This window comes from Amycolatopsis sp. lyj-109 (assembly GCF_046548995.1).
Taxonomy (GTDB): Bacteria; Actinomycetota; Actinomycetes; order Mycobacteriales; family Pseudonocardiaceae; genus Amycolatopsis.
Window position 1 is genome coordinate 242,156 of the sequence record NZ_JAJPWR010000010.1, and the last position, 14,312, is coordinate 256,467.

Annotated in this window: 12 protein-coding genes; 5 read left to right on the plus strand and 7 right to left on the minus strand. The window is 72.3% G+C overall.

Features of this window, described 5'->3' with window-relative positions; translation table 11 throughout:
- Position 1: 1 nt before the first annotated feature.
- Positions 2–904: an AurF N-oxygenase family protein gene (locus ACLJQF_RS23875; protein WP_410611717.1), complete on the minus strand. Its 903-nt coding sequence runs from the start codon at positions 902–904 to the stop codon at positions 2–4.
- 103 nt (positions 905–1,007) lie between these two features.
- Between ACLJQF_RS23875 and ACLJQF_RS23880 the strand changes: the two genes are divergently transcribed.
- Entirely contained in the window at positions 1,008–2,567 is a 1,560-nt protein-coding gene (locus ACLJQF_RS23880; RefSeq protein WP_410611718.1) for an adenylate/guanylate cyclase domain-containing protein, read from the plus strand.
- A 42-nt stretch (positions 2,568–2,609) separates the two neighbouring features.
- Positions 2,610–3,530: an alpha/beta fold hydrolase gene (locus ACLJQF_RS23885; RefSeq protein ID WP_410611719.1), complete on the plus strand. Its 921-nt coding sequence runs from the start codon at positions 2,610–2,612 to the stop codon at positions 3,528–3,530.
- A 5-nt stretch (positions 3,531–3,535) separates the two neighbouring features.
- Here the strand turns inward: ACLJQF_RS23885 and ACLJQF_RS23890 are convergent, their stop codons facing one another.
- Positions 3,536–4,549 carry a zinc-dependent alcohol dehydrogenase gene (locus ACLJQF_RS23890; protein WP_410611721.1) on the minus strand — a complete coding sequence of 338 codons (1,014 nt, stop codon included), beginning with the start codon at positions 4,547–4,549 and terminating at the stop codon, positions 3,536–3,538.
- An 80-nt stretch (positions 4,550–4,629) separates the two neighbouring features.
- Here ACLJQF_RS23890 and ACLJQF_RS23895 point away from each other — a divergent pair, with 80 nt between their 5' ends.
- From ACLJQF_RS23895 to ACLJQF_RS23905, 3 genes are all read left to right on the plus strand, one after another.
- Complete coding sequence (locus tag ACLJQF_RS23895) at positions 4,630–5,235, plus strand: TetR/AcrR family transcriptional regulator (RefSeq protein ID WP_410611723.1); 606 nt, start codon at positions 4,630–4,632, stop codon at positions 5,233–5,235.
- Positions 5,232–6,848, plus strand: coding sequence for a CocE/NonD family hydrolase (locus ACLJQF_RS23900; RefSeq protein WP_410611724.1), 1,617 nt, complete (start codon positions 5,232–5,234; stop codon positions 6,846–6,848). The genes ACLJQF_RS23895 and ACLJQF_RS23900 overlap by 4 nt, the downstream gene beginning before the upstream one ends.
- Positions 6,849–6,933: 85 nt before the next feature.
- Positions 6,934–8,775, plus strand: a complete 1,842-nt coding sequence (locus ACLJQF_RS23905) for a DNA/RNA non-specific endonuclease (RefSeq protein WP_410611726.1) — start codon at positions 6,934–6,936, stop codon at positions 8,773–8,775.
- 12 nt (positions 8,776–8,787) lie between these two features.
- Here ACLJQF_RS23905 and ACLJQF_RS23910 read toward each other — a convergent pair whose 3' ends face one another.
- From ACLJQF_RS23910 to ACLJQF_RS23930, 5 genes are read right to left on the minus strand one after another with little or no spacing between them, the layout of a single operon-like run.
- Positions 8,788–9,822: an acyl-CoA dehydrogenase family protein gene (locus tag ACLJQF_RS23910; protein ID WP_410611728.1), complete on the minus strand. Its 1,035-nt coding sequence runs from the start codon at positions 9,820–9,822 to the stop codon at positions 8,788–8,790.
- The gene (locus tag ACLJQF_RS23915; RefSeq protein WP_410611729.1) at positions 9,819–10,748 is read right to left on the minus strand and encodes an acyl-CoA dehydrogenase family protein; all 930 of its coding nucleotides are present in this window, start codon (positions 10,746–10,748) and stop codon (positions 9,819–9,821) included. Before ACLJQF_RS23915 ends, ACLJQF_RS23910 begins: the two co-directional genes overlap by 4 nt.
- Entirely contained in the window at positions 10,745–11,875 is a 1,131-nt protein-coding gene (locus ACLJQF_RS23920; RefSeq protein WP_410611730.1) for an acyl-CoA dehydrogenase family protein, read from the minus strand. Before ACLJQF_RS23920 ends, ACLJQF_RS23915 begins: the two co-directional genes overlap by 4 nt.
- Positions 11,875–12,720: an enoyl-CoA hydratase gene (locus ACLJQF_RS23925; RefSeq protein ID WP_410611732.1), complete on the minus strand. Its 846-nt coding sequence runs from the start codon at positions 12,718–12,720 to the stop codon at positions 11,875–11,877. The genes ACLJQF_RS23920 and ACLJQF_RS23925 overlap by 1 nt, the downstream gene beginning before the upstream one ends.
- Positions 12,717–14,249: a FadD3 family acyl-CoA ligase gene (locus ACLJQF_RS23930; protein ID WP_410611734.1), complete on the minus strand. Its 1,533-nt coding sequence runs from the start codon at positions 14,247–14,249 to the stop codon at positions 12,717–12,719. The genes ACLJQF_RS23925 and ACLJQF_RS23930 overlap by 4 nt, the downstream gene beginning before the upstream one ends.
- Positions 14,250–14,312 lie beyond the last annotated feature (63 nt).

The window sequence follows — 14,312 nt, forward strand, 5'->3', positions numbered from 1 at the left end:
CTCAGATCAGGTTCGCGCGCTTGTAGAACCACAGCGCAGGCTTGGTGAGCAGCCCGGCCGAGTGCAGGAACTCCATCAGCCCGGAACAGCTGGACCGCAGCATCGACTTGTGGTGCTCGTTCGCCTTCGCCTCGCGGCGCGCCCGCTCGCCGTCGAGCCCGGCGTTCTCGTAGACCTTGCCGTTCACCATGCTCGTCACGATGAAGTACGACGCGATCGCGACGACCAGGCCGTTGAGCTGCCGCCGCAGCCGCCCGGCGCTCTTCAGCCGCTCGCGGGTCTCCTCGCGGGCGAACTTCATGTGCCGCGACTCCTCGACGACGTGGATGTTGTTGATGGTGCGCACGAACGGGACCACGCGCTCGTCGCGCATCCAGTCACGCTGCATGACGTCGAGGACCTCTTCGGCCACGAGGATCGCCGCGTAGGCGGCTTCGCCGGTCGCCGTGGCCTTGAAGACCCGGCCCAGCTCGACGACGAACCGGCGCGGCCGGTAGGCGGGCGCCCGCAGCTTCGCCGCGCCGCGGGCGAACATGATCGAGTGCCGGCACTCGTCGGCGATCTCGGTCAGCGCCCACTGGAAGGCCGGATCCGTGGGGTCCTTGGCGTAGAAGTCGCGCAGCACCATCTGCTGCAGGATCATTTCGAACCAGATCCCGGTGCTGGCCACCGACGCCGCTTCTTGGCGGGTCAGCTCGCGCTGCTGTTCCGGGGTCAGGTCCGTCCAGTAGGAGGTGCCGTAGAGCGTGCTCCACTCCGGACTCGCGCCGTGGTAGTCCGTGTCCAGCGGCGTCTCCCAGTCGACCTCCTTGACGGGGTCGTAGGACAGCTGCTCCGCCGAGTCGAGCAGCCGCCGCGCCACGGTCTCCCGATCCGGCACGCCCGATTCGCTGATGCTCGTCACGACCGACCTCCTCGTCAGGTGTTACTCAGGTTCACTGTTACCAAACGTAACACATACACCCGAACCCGTCTGCGAGCAATTCAGTGAACGACCGTACACTCAAATGGTGACCCCAGGACGCGCCCCGGCGGAGCCGTTCGGCTCCGGCCTGCTCGGGCCGCTCGACCAGAACGCCACCGCGTTGCGCCGGCGCGTCCAAGGCCTGCTCACGGCCACTTTGATCGCCACCAACGTGATCGGCGCCCTGGTCGTGGCCGGGCTCGCGGCGCTGCTCATGCCGGCGCCGGGCATGTCCCGCGAACTCGTGCGCGTCACGGCGGTCGCAGTACCCGTGTACGTCGTTTCGGCCGTGGTCGCCGGCACGCTCTGGGGCACCCGCGGCGCTCTCCGGACCCTGCGCTGGGCGGCCGACGGACGCCGTCCCACCGACGACGAACGCGCCGCGAGCCTGCGTGTTCCCTTGCGGCTGACGGTCGTGCAAGCGGTGCTGTGGGGCATCGCGACCCTGCTCTTCGGCGGCCTGGCCGCCCTGGTGCAGCCGGAGGTCGTGCTCACCGAGTTCCTCGTCGTGGCCTTCGCCGCGGTCGTCGTCTGCGCGATCGCCTACCTGTTCGGCGAGTTCGCGCTGCGGCCGTACGCGGCGCTCGCGCTGGCGGACACCACGCCGCCGCGGCCGGTCAGCGGCGGTGTCAACCGGCGGATGCTGCTGTTCTGGTGCCTGGGTACCGGCGTGCCGGTGGCCGGGCTGGTCGTCACGGCGGTGCTGGCCTGGGTGCGCGGCGACGTCTCCACCACGAAGCTCGCCGTGTCGGTGATCGCGCTCGGGCTGGTCGTGCTGTGCTTCGGGCTGCTGGTCACCGTGTTCACCGCCCGCTCGGTGGTCAACCCGATCTCCTCGGTCCACCACGCGCTCGGGCGCGTCCGCGCCGGGGACTTCACCGTCGAAATCCCGGTCTACGACGGCACCGAGCTGGGCCTGCTGCAGGCCGGGTTCAACGACATGACGGCCGGGCTGGCCGAGCGCGAACGGCTGCGCGACCTGTTCGGCCGGCACGTCGGGCACGAGGTCGCGGTCGCGGCCATGCGCACGTCGACCGAGCTGGGCGGCACCGTCCGCACGGTGTCGGTGCTGTTCGCCGACCTCGTCGGATCGACGGCGCTGGCCGCGAGCCGCCCGCCGGAGGAGGTCGTCGGCCTGCTCAACCGGTTCTTCGCGGTGGTGGTCGACGAGGTCGACCGGCACCACGGGCTGGTCAACAAGTTCGTCGGCGACGCCGCCTTGGCCGTGTTCGGCGCGCCCGCGCCGCTCGGCGACCACGCCACCTGCGCGCTGGCCGCGAGCCGCGCGATCGCCCGCCGGCTGGCCGCGGAGGTGCCGGACGGCCCGGCCGGCATCGGCGTGGCGACCGGGGACGCGGTCGCCGGGAACGTCGGGGACCCGCGCCGCTTCGAGTACACGGTGATCGGCGACCCGGTCAACGAAGCCGCGCGGCTGACCGAGCTGGCCAAGAACGCGCCCGGCCGCCTGCTGGCCTCCTGGACGGCCGTCGAGGCCGCGGACGCGGACGAAGCGGCCCGGTGGACGGCGACCGGGGACGTCACCCTGCGCGGCCGCACCCGGCCGACGACGCTCGCCTCGCCGCTTCCGGCCGCGAACGGCTGATGCCGTACGGTCCGTTGTGGACACGGCGAACAGGAGACACGAATGCCCACGCACCGGACCGTCGACGTCGGCGGCCTGCGCATGCAGATCGCCGAAGAGGGCACCGGGCCACTGGTGCTGCTGCTGCACGGCTGGCCGGAGACGTCGTACTCGTGGCGCCACCAGCTGGGACCGCTGGCCGCCGCCGGCTACCACGTCGTGGCGCCGGACCAGCGCGGCTACGGCGGCACCGACGCCCCCGCCGACCCGAGCCGGTACACGCTCCTGCACCTCGTCGGCGACGTCGTCGGGCTGATCCACGCGCTCGGCGAGCGCGAGGCGATCGTGGTGGGCCACGACTGGGGCGCGCCCGTCGCGTGGCACACCGCGCTGCTGCGCCCGGACGTGGTCCGCGGGGTCGCCGGCATCAGCGTCCCGCCCAGCCTCCGGGCTCCCGCACCGCCGCTGAGCCTGCTGCGCGAGCGGTTCGGCGACGGTTTCTACCAGAACTACTTCCAGCGGCCGGGCGTCGCGGAGGCCGAGTTCGGTGCGGACCTGCGCACGACGTTCCGCAAGCTGCTCGGCGGGAACGCGGACGCCCCGGTCGTCCGGGACGGCGAGGGCTTCCTCGACCGGTTCACCGAGCCGGAGACGCTGCCCGCCTGGTTGAGCGACGAGGACGTCGACACCTCGGTCGAGGCGTTCGGCCGCTCGGGGTTCACCGGCGGGCTCAACTGGTACCGCAACATCGACCGCAACTGGGACCTCCTGGCCGCGTGGCGGGACACCCCGATCACCCGGCCGGCCTTCTATCTGTGCGGCGACGGCGACCTCACCCTGGCGTTCACCGACACCAGCCGGATCGCCGAAGCCGCGACCGATCTGCGTGGCTTCGTCGACGTCCCGGGCGCCGCGCACTGGGTCCAGCTGGAACGCCCGGACGCGGTGAACGCGGCCCTGCTGGAGTTCTTCGAGCAGCTCTGAGCGCCTCAGCGGCGCGGGTCGATGTGGACTTTCGGGCCCGCGCCGCCGATCCGCTCGCCCGCGAGCACCGCTCCGACGTCACCGAGGCCGACGGTCGCGGCGACGAGCGGGCGCGGGTCGACGGCACCGCCCGCGTACGCGGCGATCGTCTCGGCCAAGCCCGGGGAGGCGGAGAGCACCCCGACCGCCGTGACGTCCTTCAGCACCAGCGCGCGGGTATCGAGCCGGCTGGGCTGCCCGGACAGTCCGATGTAGACGACCCGGCCCGCGGGCTCCACCAGTTCCACGGCCAGCGCGGGCGAGCCGGCGGCGCCGGTCGCGTCGACGACCGCGTCGAAGGGCAGGCCGGGCAGCGTTTCCCGGGTCCAGGTGTTCGCGAAGCCGAGGCTGCGGGCGAACTCGGGGGAACCGAGGCCCAGCACGTGCACTTCGGCGCCCGCCGCGCGCAGGAACATCGCCGTGAGCAGCCCGATCGTCCCCGGGCCCAGGACCAGCGCCCGGTCCCCCGCGCCGACACCGGCCGCGCGGGCCGCGCGCAGTGCGTTGCCGCCCGGCTCGACGAGGGCGCCGAGGACGGCGTCCACCGCGTCGGGCAGGGCGTGCAGCGACCACGCGGGGACGGCGAGCCGTTCGGCCAGCGCGCCGGCCCGGCCGCCGCGGATGCCGACTTCCTGGCGCCGCTCGCAGGTGTGCTGGTGCCCCCGGCGGCAGCGGCGGCACGTCCGGTCGCCGAGCATGGTGTCGCCCATGACCCGGCGGCCGAGCCAGGCCGGGTCCACCCCGGCCCCCACCTCGGTGACCGTGCCCGCCCACTCGTGGCCGAGCCGCATCGGGTAGGCGGAGTGCCCCTGGTGGAGGTAGGCCATCGCGCCGGTGAAGAACTCGACGTCGGTGCCGCACACCCCGGCCCGTTCGACGTCGACGACGACCTCGCCCGCGACGGCCCGTGGCGCGGGCACCTCCCGCACCGAACATTCCCGCGGCCCGGTAAGCACGAAGGCTCGCATGGTCGAAGACATGGCCGCATCCTCGCATCCCGCAGAACGCCCAGGTTACCGAACACTTGCTATTTTCTTGACACCTGTCCATTATCGACGCCGTGACCGACGACTGGACGACCGAAGCGCCCGCCAAGGACCGGCGGGTGCGCCGGTCGCGCGCGGCGCTGATGCGGGCCGCGGTCGAGCTCGTGTCCGAACGCGACTCCACCGCCGTCCCGGTGTCCGAGATCGCCGAAGCCGCCGACGTCAGCCGCCAGGTGCTGTACCAGCAGTTCGGCGACCGCGACACGCTGCTGCTGGAGGCCGCGCTCGACCTCGTCCGGCGCGAACTGCTGGACAACCTGCCCGACGACACGACGCCGGACGGCGAGCGGGCGTCGATGCTCGCCTTGGGCCGGCACTTCGCCGCTCACCGGCAGTTCTACCGGGCCCTGCTGACCAGCTCGTCCTCGTTCGCCCTCAACAAGGCGCTGACCGGCTTGTTCCTGCCGATCAACCGGCAGCACATCGCCCGGCTGCTCGGCAGGCGGCTCGACGCGCGCGGGGTCGAAGACCTGGCCGCCTTCCTGACCGGCGGCGCCGCCGCGGTAGTCAACACGTGGGTCATCGAGGGGCCGGAGCCGCTCGACCCGGAAGAGTTCACCGGCAGACTGATGCGGATCCGCACGGTCGTGACGGCGATGATCACGAAGGAGCCCCGGTGAACCCGATCAGTCATCTGCTCGAGCGGTTGCTGAAGCTGCCCGCCCCCGCCACGCGGAACCTCGTCGTCCAGCGGGACCTGCGTGTCCCGATGCCCGACGGCGTCGAGCTGCTCGCCGACCGGTGGGCGCCTCGCACGGGTGGTGAGGGACTGCCGACCGCGTTGGTGCGCAGTCCCTACGGCCGGAAGGGCGCGTTCGGCGCGGGCCTCGCCAGGCCCTTGGCGGAGCGCGGTTTCCAGGTGCTGATGCAGAGCACCCGCGGCGGCTTCGGCTCCGGTGGCGCCTTCGACCCGCTGCGCCAGGAACGCGAAGACGGCCTCGCGACACTCGACTGGGTCGTGAAGCAGCCGTGGTTCGGCGACGCGATCGTGCTCACCGGCGCCAGCTACCTGGGTTACGTGCAGTGGGCCGTGGCCGACCGCCTGCCGCCTCAGGTCAAGGCGATGATCCCGCACATCACCGAGTCGCGGCTGACGCTGGAGTTCCTGCGGGAGGACGGCCTGTCGCTGGAAACACCGTTCGGCTGGGGCGTCCAGGTCGCGACCCAGGAGCGCCGCTTCGCGCTGCTCCGGCAGCGCAGCCAGGCGAAAAAGGTGCACCAGGCGCTGAACACGCTGCCACTCGCCCAGGCCGACGTCGTCGCCATCGGGCACCGCTCGGACTACATCCAGGACGTCCTCGCCCACCCGGAGACCAGCCCGCGCTGGACGGCGCTCGACCACCGGGACCGCGTCGCCGACGTCACCGTGCCGGTCAGCTCGATCGGCGGCTGGTACGACATCTTCCTGCCCGGCCAGCTCCGCGACTTCCGGACGCTGCAGGACGCCGGACGGCGGCCGCGGCTCACGGTCGGGCCGTGGACCCACGCCGGCGAACTGCTCGCCGGCGCGAGCGTCTCCCTCCGGGAAACCCTGGAGTTCGGGCTCGCGCACGCCCGCGGCGAGGAACCGCCGGAACGCGCGCCGGTCCGGTTGTTCGTGATGGGCGAGGAAGCCTGGCGCGACTTCGCATCGTGGCCGCCGGAAGGCTATGCGCCGCAACGCTTCCACCTACAGCCCGGCGGCACGTTGTCCCCGGAGTTGCCCGGCGGGTCAGCGCCGGACACCTACCGCTACGACCCCGCCGACCCGACCCCCGCGGCCGGCGGCGTGCGCATGGCCCCCGACGCGGGGCGGGCGGACAACACCGCGCTCGAAGCCCGTGCCGACGTCCTCACCTACACCACGGCCGTCCTCGGCGAAGACGTCGAAGTGATCGGGGACGTGCAGGCGGAGATCTGGTTCCGGTCGAGCCTGCCGTTCGCCGACGTCTTCGTCCGGCTCTGCGACGTCGGCCCGGACGGCCGTTCGGTCAACGTCTGCGACGGCCTCACCAGCCTGCGCGACGCGGCCGAGCTGACGGCCGTCACGGTCCGGCTGTGGCCGACGGCGCACCGGTTCCGGCGCGGGCACCGCATCCGGGTCCAGGTCTCCAGCGGCGCTTTCCCGCGCTACGCCCGGAATCCCGGCACCGGTGAACCCCACGCCACCGCCGTCACGCTGCGCGCCGCGGACCAGGAGGTCCACCACGACCCCGTGCACGCGTCGGCGATCGTGCTTCCCGTGCGTGCGTGAAAAAGTCCTTCCCGCGACGCGCCGCCCACCGTGTAACACCTCTTCCGGCGCCGCGACTAACGCGGTGTTCCGGCTTGCGGGAGGCATGGTGGACGTCAAGACGGACCGGCAGTCCGAGCAGGAGGCGGCCGCGGCCGCGCGGGCCGCGGAGCGCACCGGCGAACGGCAGGCCAAGATCGCGTTGCTGCGCAAGCCCGGCGGGATCGCCGAGGCCGACGAGCCGAGCCGGGTGGCGACCCGGATCGCCCGGCTCGGCGGCTACCACCCCGACCTCCGGCCGGTGAGCCCGGCGGCGATCGCGGCCGGGGATCCGGCCGCAATGACGGCCGCGGGCGCGATCCTCGAACGCATCGCCGGAACGAACGACCTGCTCGGCGTCGGCTACCTCGAAGGCGGCGTCACGGCCTCGGCCGCCGTCGGCCGGGTGCACATCCGGAACGGCCAGGGCCGGCTGGTCGGCTACGGCACGGGATCGCTGGTGTCGCCGGACCTGCTGCTGACCAACCACCACGTGCTGCCGGACGCCGGGGCCGCCGGGTTCAGCGTCATCGAGTTCGGCTACCAGGACGGCATCGACGGCCTGCCCCGGCCGGTACGGGCCTTCCCGCTCGACCCGGACCGCTTCTTCGCCGCCGACCGCGAGCTCGATTTCGCGCTCGTGGCGGTGAAGGCGACCGCGGACGAACTGCGCCCGTTCGGCTTCAACCGGCTGATCGGCAGCGAGGGCAAGGCGATCGTCGGCGACTTCGTCACCATCGTCCAGCACCCCGGCGGCCGCAAGAAACAGGTCGCACTGCGGGAAAACCGGGTCGTCGACGTCCTCGACGAGTTCCTGCACTACGAAACCGACACCGAACCGGGGTCGTCCGGGTCGCCGGTGTTCAACGACCAGTGGGAGATCGTGGCGCTGCACCACGCGAGCGTCCCGGCGGCGGGCCACGCGGAGTACGGCGAGTTCCTCAACGAAGGCATCCGGGTCAGCAAGCTGCTGAAGTTCCTGCGGGAGCAGCCCCTCGAACCGGCGCAGCGGGCGCTGCTCGACCGGCTGCGCGCCGAACCGGCCACCGGGCGGATCGACCCGGACTACTCGGACCGGGAAGGGTACGACCCGGCCTTCCTGCCCGGGCACACCGTGCCGCTGCCCGGCCTGTCCGACGCGCTCGCCGGACTGGCGGCGATCAACCGGGAGGCCACTGGCGAACCGCGGTACGTCCTGCCGTACCACCACTTCAGCGTCGTCATGCACCGGGAGCGGCGGCTGGCGATGTTCACCGCGGTCAACATCGACGGGCGCACGAGCCGGTCGCTGCGGCGCGAAACCGACCACTGGTCGCTCGACCCGCGCGTCGCCGTGACCGAGCAGATCGGCGAGGAGATCTACCGGGCCAACCCGCTGGATCGCGGGCACCTGGTGCGCCGGCTCGACCCGGCGTGGGGCGCGACCGAGCCGATCGCGCAGCAGGGCAACGACGACACGTTCCACTTCACGAACTGCTCGCCGCAGCACAAGGACTTCAACCAGAACAAGACGACGTGGGCCGGGCTCGAGGACTACGTGCTGAACAACGCGGACAACTTCGACCTGAAGGTCAGCGTGGTGACCGGCCCGGTACTGGCCACCGGCGACGACCCGTACCGCGGTGTGCAGCTGCCGCGCCAGTTCTGGAAGGTCGTCGCCATGGTCAGGTCCGACGGGACCCTGTCGGCGACGGCGTACCTGCTGAGCCAGGAGGAGCTCATCCACGGCCTGGAGGCGGCGGCCGAGTTCAGCTACGGCGCCTACCGCACCTACCAGGTGCCGGTGCGCCGGATCGCCGAGCTGACGGACCTGTCGTTCGGTGCCCTCGAGGCCGCCGACCCCCTCGCCGGCCTGGAGTCCACGAGCCGGATCCAGGAGATCCGGACGGCCGAGGACGTGGTGCTCTGAGGCGTTTCCGCGCTACGCCGGGTCACCGAAGAGCAGAGCCGTTCCGTGGGCCCGCTTGAAGTACAGGTGGGCGTCGTGCTCCCAGGTGATCGCGATGCCGCCGTGGAGCTGGATCATCTCCGCCGCCGCGTGGGCGAACGCCTCGCCGCACACGACCTCCGCGGTCGTGACCGCCTCCGGGTCACCGTCCACCAAGGCCGCGTACAGCGCCGAGCGGGCCGCTTCGACGTGGACGTGCACGTCGGCCATCCGGTGCTTCAGCGCCTGGAACGACCCGATCGGGCGGCCGAACTGACGGCGTTGCTTCGTGTACTCGACCGTCAGCTCCAACGCCCGTGCGGCCGCGCCGACCTGCTCGGCGGCGACGGCGACCGCCGCCGTGTCGCGCAGCTGCCGCAACGGCTCGGTGAAGCCGCCGGCGTCGAGCCGGCGGGCCGGTGTCGACGCGCACTCCACGACCGCCAGGCGCCGGCCCGGATCCAGGCCGGTGACCCGGTCGCGCCGGACGCCCTCGACGGGCACCTCGAAGAGACCGACCCCGTCGTCCGTGCGGGCCACGGCGAGCAGGACGTCGGCGATGTCGCCGTCCAGGACGTAGTGGGCACGCCCGTCGAGGCCCGCGTCCGACGCGCTCAAGGCCGGCGTCCACCGGCCGTCCGCGCCGGAACAGGCCAGCGCCGCCAGGGTCGTGCCCGCGGCGATGCCCGGCAGCAGCCGTTCGCAGGCTTCGTCGTTCCCGGTGCGGAGCAGCGCTTCGCCGCACAACACGGCCGAGCCCAGCATCGGTGCGGGGGTGAGCGTCCGGCCGAGTTCCGCCAGGACGACGCACACCTCGGCGAGCCCGGCGCCCGCGCCGCCGTAGTGCTCCGGGATCGCCAGCGCGGCGACGCCGATCTGCTCGCAGAGCGTCGACCACAGCTTGTCGTCATGACCCAGCGGCGAGTCCATCGCGGCCCGCACCGCCTCGGGCCCGGACCGGCGCGTCAGCAGGGCCCGGACGGCGTCCCGCAGCGCCCGGGCTTCCTCGGTCTCCATCGGATCGGTCATCGCAGGACCCGCGCCCGGTGGAACGACCCGGTCCCCCAGGCGCCGGCGAGGGCCCGGACCTTCGTCAGCCGGAGACCGAGGTCGTGCTCGGCCGTGTAGCCGATGGCGCCGTGCACCTGCAGGGCGGTCCGCGCGGCGAGGAGGGCGGCGTCCCCGGCCAGCACCTTCGCCGCCGAGACGTCGCGGGCGAAGGTCTCTCCGGCGACGGCGGCGACGGCGGCGCCGCGGACCAGCGGCCGGGCCAGTTCGAGCCGGGTGGCGACGTCGGCCAGGAGGTGCTTGATCGCCTGGTACTCGCCGATGGCCCGGCCGTACTGCTTGCGCTGTTTCGCGTACGCCACCGACGTGTCGAGGAGCCACTGCCCCGCGCCCAGCAGCTGGGCGGAGACCGCCAGCACACCGCGGTCGAACGCGACGCCACTCGAAACACCGGCCGCGGCCGGGACCCGGAACAACCGCCGCGGCGGGTCGATCGAGCGCACCGGCTCGGCCCCGGCTCCGGTGAGCAACGCACCGGTGAGGTCGAGGACCACGCCCGCGACGTCGGCGTCGAGGGCCAGGGGGACTTCCGGCGGCGCGACGACGGTGGCCACGAGGTCACCCTCGGCGAGCGAGGTGAGCCGGTGGCCGGTCAGCAGCGCCGGGGCGACCGCGGCCGACTCGACGAGCGGGCCCGGGACGGCGTGGTAGCCGAGCGCTTCGCAGGCGACCACCAGGTCGACCGGGCCGGCGCCGAGGCCGCCGTAATCCTCGCTCACCAGCAGCGCGAAGACGCCGACGTCGGCGAGCGCGCGCCAGAGCTTGAGGCCGCGCTCGTGCTCCCCCGCCGCCCAGGCGCGGGCGGCGGCCGCGGTGTCCGCCCCGCCGAGCAGCTCGTGCAGCGTCGCGGCGAACTGCCGTTGCTCCGGCGAGAGCTGGAACCTCATCGGCGGGCCTCCCTCGGGAGCTTCAGCAGCCGTTCGGCGATGGTGTTGCGCTGGATCTGGTCGGTGCCGCCGTAGATCGGGCCGGCGAGGGAGAACAGGTAGCCGTCGACCCAGGCCCGGTCGGTCTCCGCGGCCGGGCCGAGCACGTCGAGCGCGGTTTCGTGCAGTTCGACGTCGAGGTGCGACCAGAACAGCTTGTTCACACTCGACTCCGGCCCCAGCTCACCGCCGTCGGCCAGCCTGCTGACCGTGCCGAACGTGTAGAGCTGATACGCACGGGCGCCGATCCACGCGTCCGCCACGCGGTCCCGGGTGGACGATGGCTCGCCGTGCTCCCGCCACCGGTCCACCAGCCGATCGGCGGCAGCGACGAACCGGCCCGGGCTGCGCAACGACAGGCCGCGTTCGTTGTTCGCGGTGGTCATCGCGACCCGCCAGCCCTGCCCGACCTCGCCGATCACGTCCGCATCCGGCACGAACACCCCGTCGAGGAAGATCTCCGCGAACCCCGGCTCGCCGTCCAGCTGCGGAATCGGCCGCACGGTGACGCCCTCGGCCCGCAAGTCGAGCATGAAGTAGGTGAGGCCGTGGTGGCGTTGGGCATCCGGATCACTGCGGAACAGCCCGAACGCCCGATCCGCGAACGTGGCCCGGGAACTCCAGGTCTTCTGGCCCGACAACAGCCAGCCGCCCTCGGTGCGGACCGCCGCGGCGCGCAACGCGGCGATGTCACTGCCCGCTTCGGGTTCCGACCACGCCTGCGCCCAGACCTGCGCACCCGTCGCCATCGGCGGGAGGATCCGGTCGCGCTGCTCCTGGGTGCCGTGGGCGAACAGCGTCGGGCCGAGCATGAAGATCCCGTTCTGGCTCACCCGGCCCGGCGCGCCCGAGGCGTAGTACTCCTCCTCGAACAACAGCCACTGCAGCATCGAGGCGTCCCGACCGTGGTACTCGGCGGGCCACGAGACCACCGACCAGCGTGCCTCGGCGAGTTCGGCTTCCCATTCGCGGTGGGCTTCGAAGCCCTCGGCGGTGTCCATCGAGGGCAGCGCGCGGACGTGCGTCGCGAGCCAGTCCCGGGCCTCGTCCCGGAACGCGGCCGAGGCTTCGTCGATGTCGAGGTCCATCACGCCCCCTTGTTCGCGTCGCGCATCGACCGCGCGGACTGCCCGCCGAGCGAATCCTCCGAGGTCTCGGCGTTGTGGGCGTGGGCGAGGTGGTGCAACCCGAAGACCGAGTCCATTCCGGACCGCAGCCCCATCAGGTCTTCGGCCTGGTTGACGGCCTTCTTCGCCAGCGCCAGCCCGAACGGCGGCATCCCGGCGATCTTCTCCGCGAGTTCCAAGGTGTGCTGCTCCAGCTCGGCGCGGGGCACGATCCGGGTGACCATGCCCCATTCCTTGGCCTGCTGGACGGTGAACCGCTCGCCGGTGAACAGGACCTCCTTCGCCGCGCGGGGCCCGAGGACCCAGGGGTGGGCGAAGTACTCGACACCCGGAATGCCCATCCGCACCACCGGATCGGCGAAAAACGCGTCATCGGACGCCACGATCAGATCGCACACCCAGGCCAGCATCAACCCACCCGCGATGCACGCACCCTGGACACTGGCGATCATCGGCTTCGGGATCTCCCGCCAGCGACGGCACATCCCCAGGTAGACCTCGGATTCGCGGGCGAACCGCTGATCACCGCCGACCTTGTCGGTGTGGTCCCACCACATCACCGCCCGCCGGTCGAAGGGGACGTCCACATCGCGCCCAGGCGTGCCGATGTCATGCCCCGCCGAGAAGTGCTTGCCTTCGCCCGCCAGCACGATCACCTTCACCTCGGGATCGTTCACCGCGTCGGTGAAGGCGTCGTCGAGGGCGTAGGTCATGGCCGAGTTCTGGGCGTTGCGGTATTCCGGCCGGTTCATCGTCACCACCGCGACCGGCCCGCGCCGTTCGTAGCGGACCACCGATTCACTCATGCCGTCTCCTCGGTCAGCAGCCGCTTCAGCACCTTGCCGGAAGCGTTGCGGGGCAGTGCGTCCACGAACTCGACGAACTTCGGGTTCTTGTAGTTGGCGAGCCGCTCACGGCAGAAGCCGAGGACCGCCTCCGCCGTCAGCCCGGTTCCGACGACGAAGGCCTTGCCGACCTCGCCGAGCCGCTCGTCCGGGACGCCGACCACGGCGACGTCGCGGACGCCGGCCAGCTCGGTCAGCGCGCTCTCGACCTCGGCCGGGTAGACGTTGAAGCCGCCGCAGATGTACATGTCCTTGAGCCGGCCGGTGATGGTGAGGTTGCCGTCGACGTCGAGCTCGCCGACGTCACCGGTGTGCAGCCAGCCTTCCTCGTCGATCGCCTTCGCCGTCGCCTCGGGGTCGTCGAGGTAGCCGAGCATCACGTTCGGCCCGCGCAGGACGATCTCGCCCGGCGAACCGTGGATCGCCACTTCGAAGCCCGCGGTCGCCCGGCCCGACGTGCTCGCGACGAGGTCCGCGGAGTCGCCGGGGCGGCACATCGTCACCATGACGGCTTCGGTGAGGCCGTAGGCGGTCAGGACGGTCTCGAACCCGAGCTCGGCCCCCATCCGCCGGACCAGGGAGGCGGGCACGCTGGCCGCCCCGGTGACCGCGAGCCGCAGCGAGGAGAGGTCGCCCTTGCGCGGCTCGTGCAGCAGGGACTGGAAGACCGTCGGCGCGCCCGGCAGCACGGAGATCCGCTCCCGTTCGATGACTTCCAGGGCCTTGCGGACGTCGAAGACCGCCTGCGGGACGATCGTCGCGCCGGTCAGCAGGCCCACCACGATGCCGGCCTTGTAGCCGAAGCTGTGGAAGAACGGGTTGATCACCAGGTACCGGTCGTCGGCGGTGACCTGGCCGCACTCCGCCCACGCCGCGGCGACCTCGACGGTCTGGCGGTGCGCCGAGAGCACGCCCTTGGAGCGGCCGCTGGTGCCGGAGGTGAAGAGGATGTCGCTGACGTCGTCCGGGGCGACGGCGTCCGCCCGTGCCTCGGCTTCGGCCGGCGTGACCCGCTCGGCCGTAGCCAGGAACTCGTCCCATCCCAGCGTGCCCTCGACCGGCCGGTGCGGCTCCTGCAGTGGCACCCGGACGACGGTGCCGAGGTCCGGCAGCTCGACGCCGGTGTCCCGGATCGCGGCGTGGCGATCGGCGCCGAGGAAGTCGGCGGCCACGACGAGTGCCTTGGCCCGGCCGCGGACGAGCAGGTCCACCGTTTCGGTGGCGGTGAAGCGGGTGTTGACCGGAATCAGGGTCGCGCCGGCGTAGAGGGCGCCGAGTGCCGCGAAGACCCAGTGGTGTGTGTTGGGGAGGGCGATCGCGACCCGGTCGCCCGCTCGGACACCGCAGGCGGCGAACGCCCGCGCGGCGGTTTGAACACGTTCCAGAAGCTGGTCGTAGCCGAGCCGCAGCGGACCGTCGACCAGTGCCTCCGCGGATCCGAACTTCGCGGCGGCATCGCGGACGACGGCCGGGATCGTGGTCTGTCCCACCACAGCCTCCTCTGGACCGACAAAGTAGAACGTGTTCTCATTACCCTAGGTGCCGGACCGGCC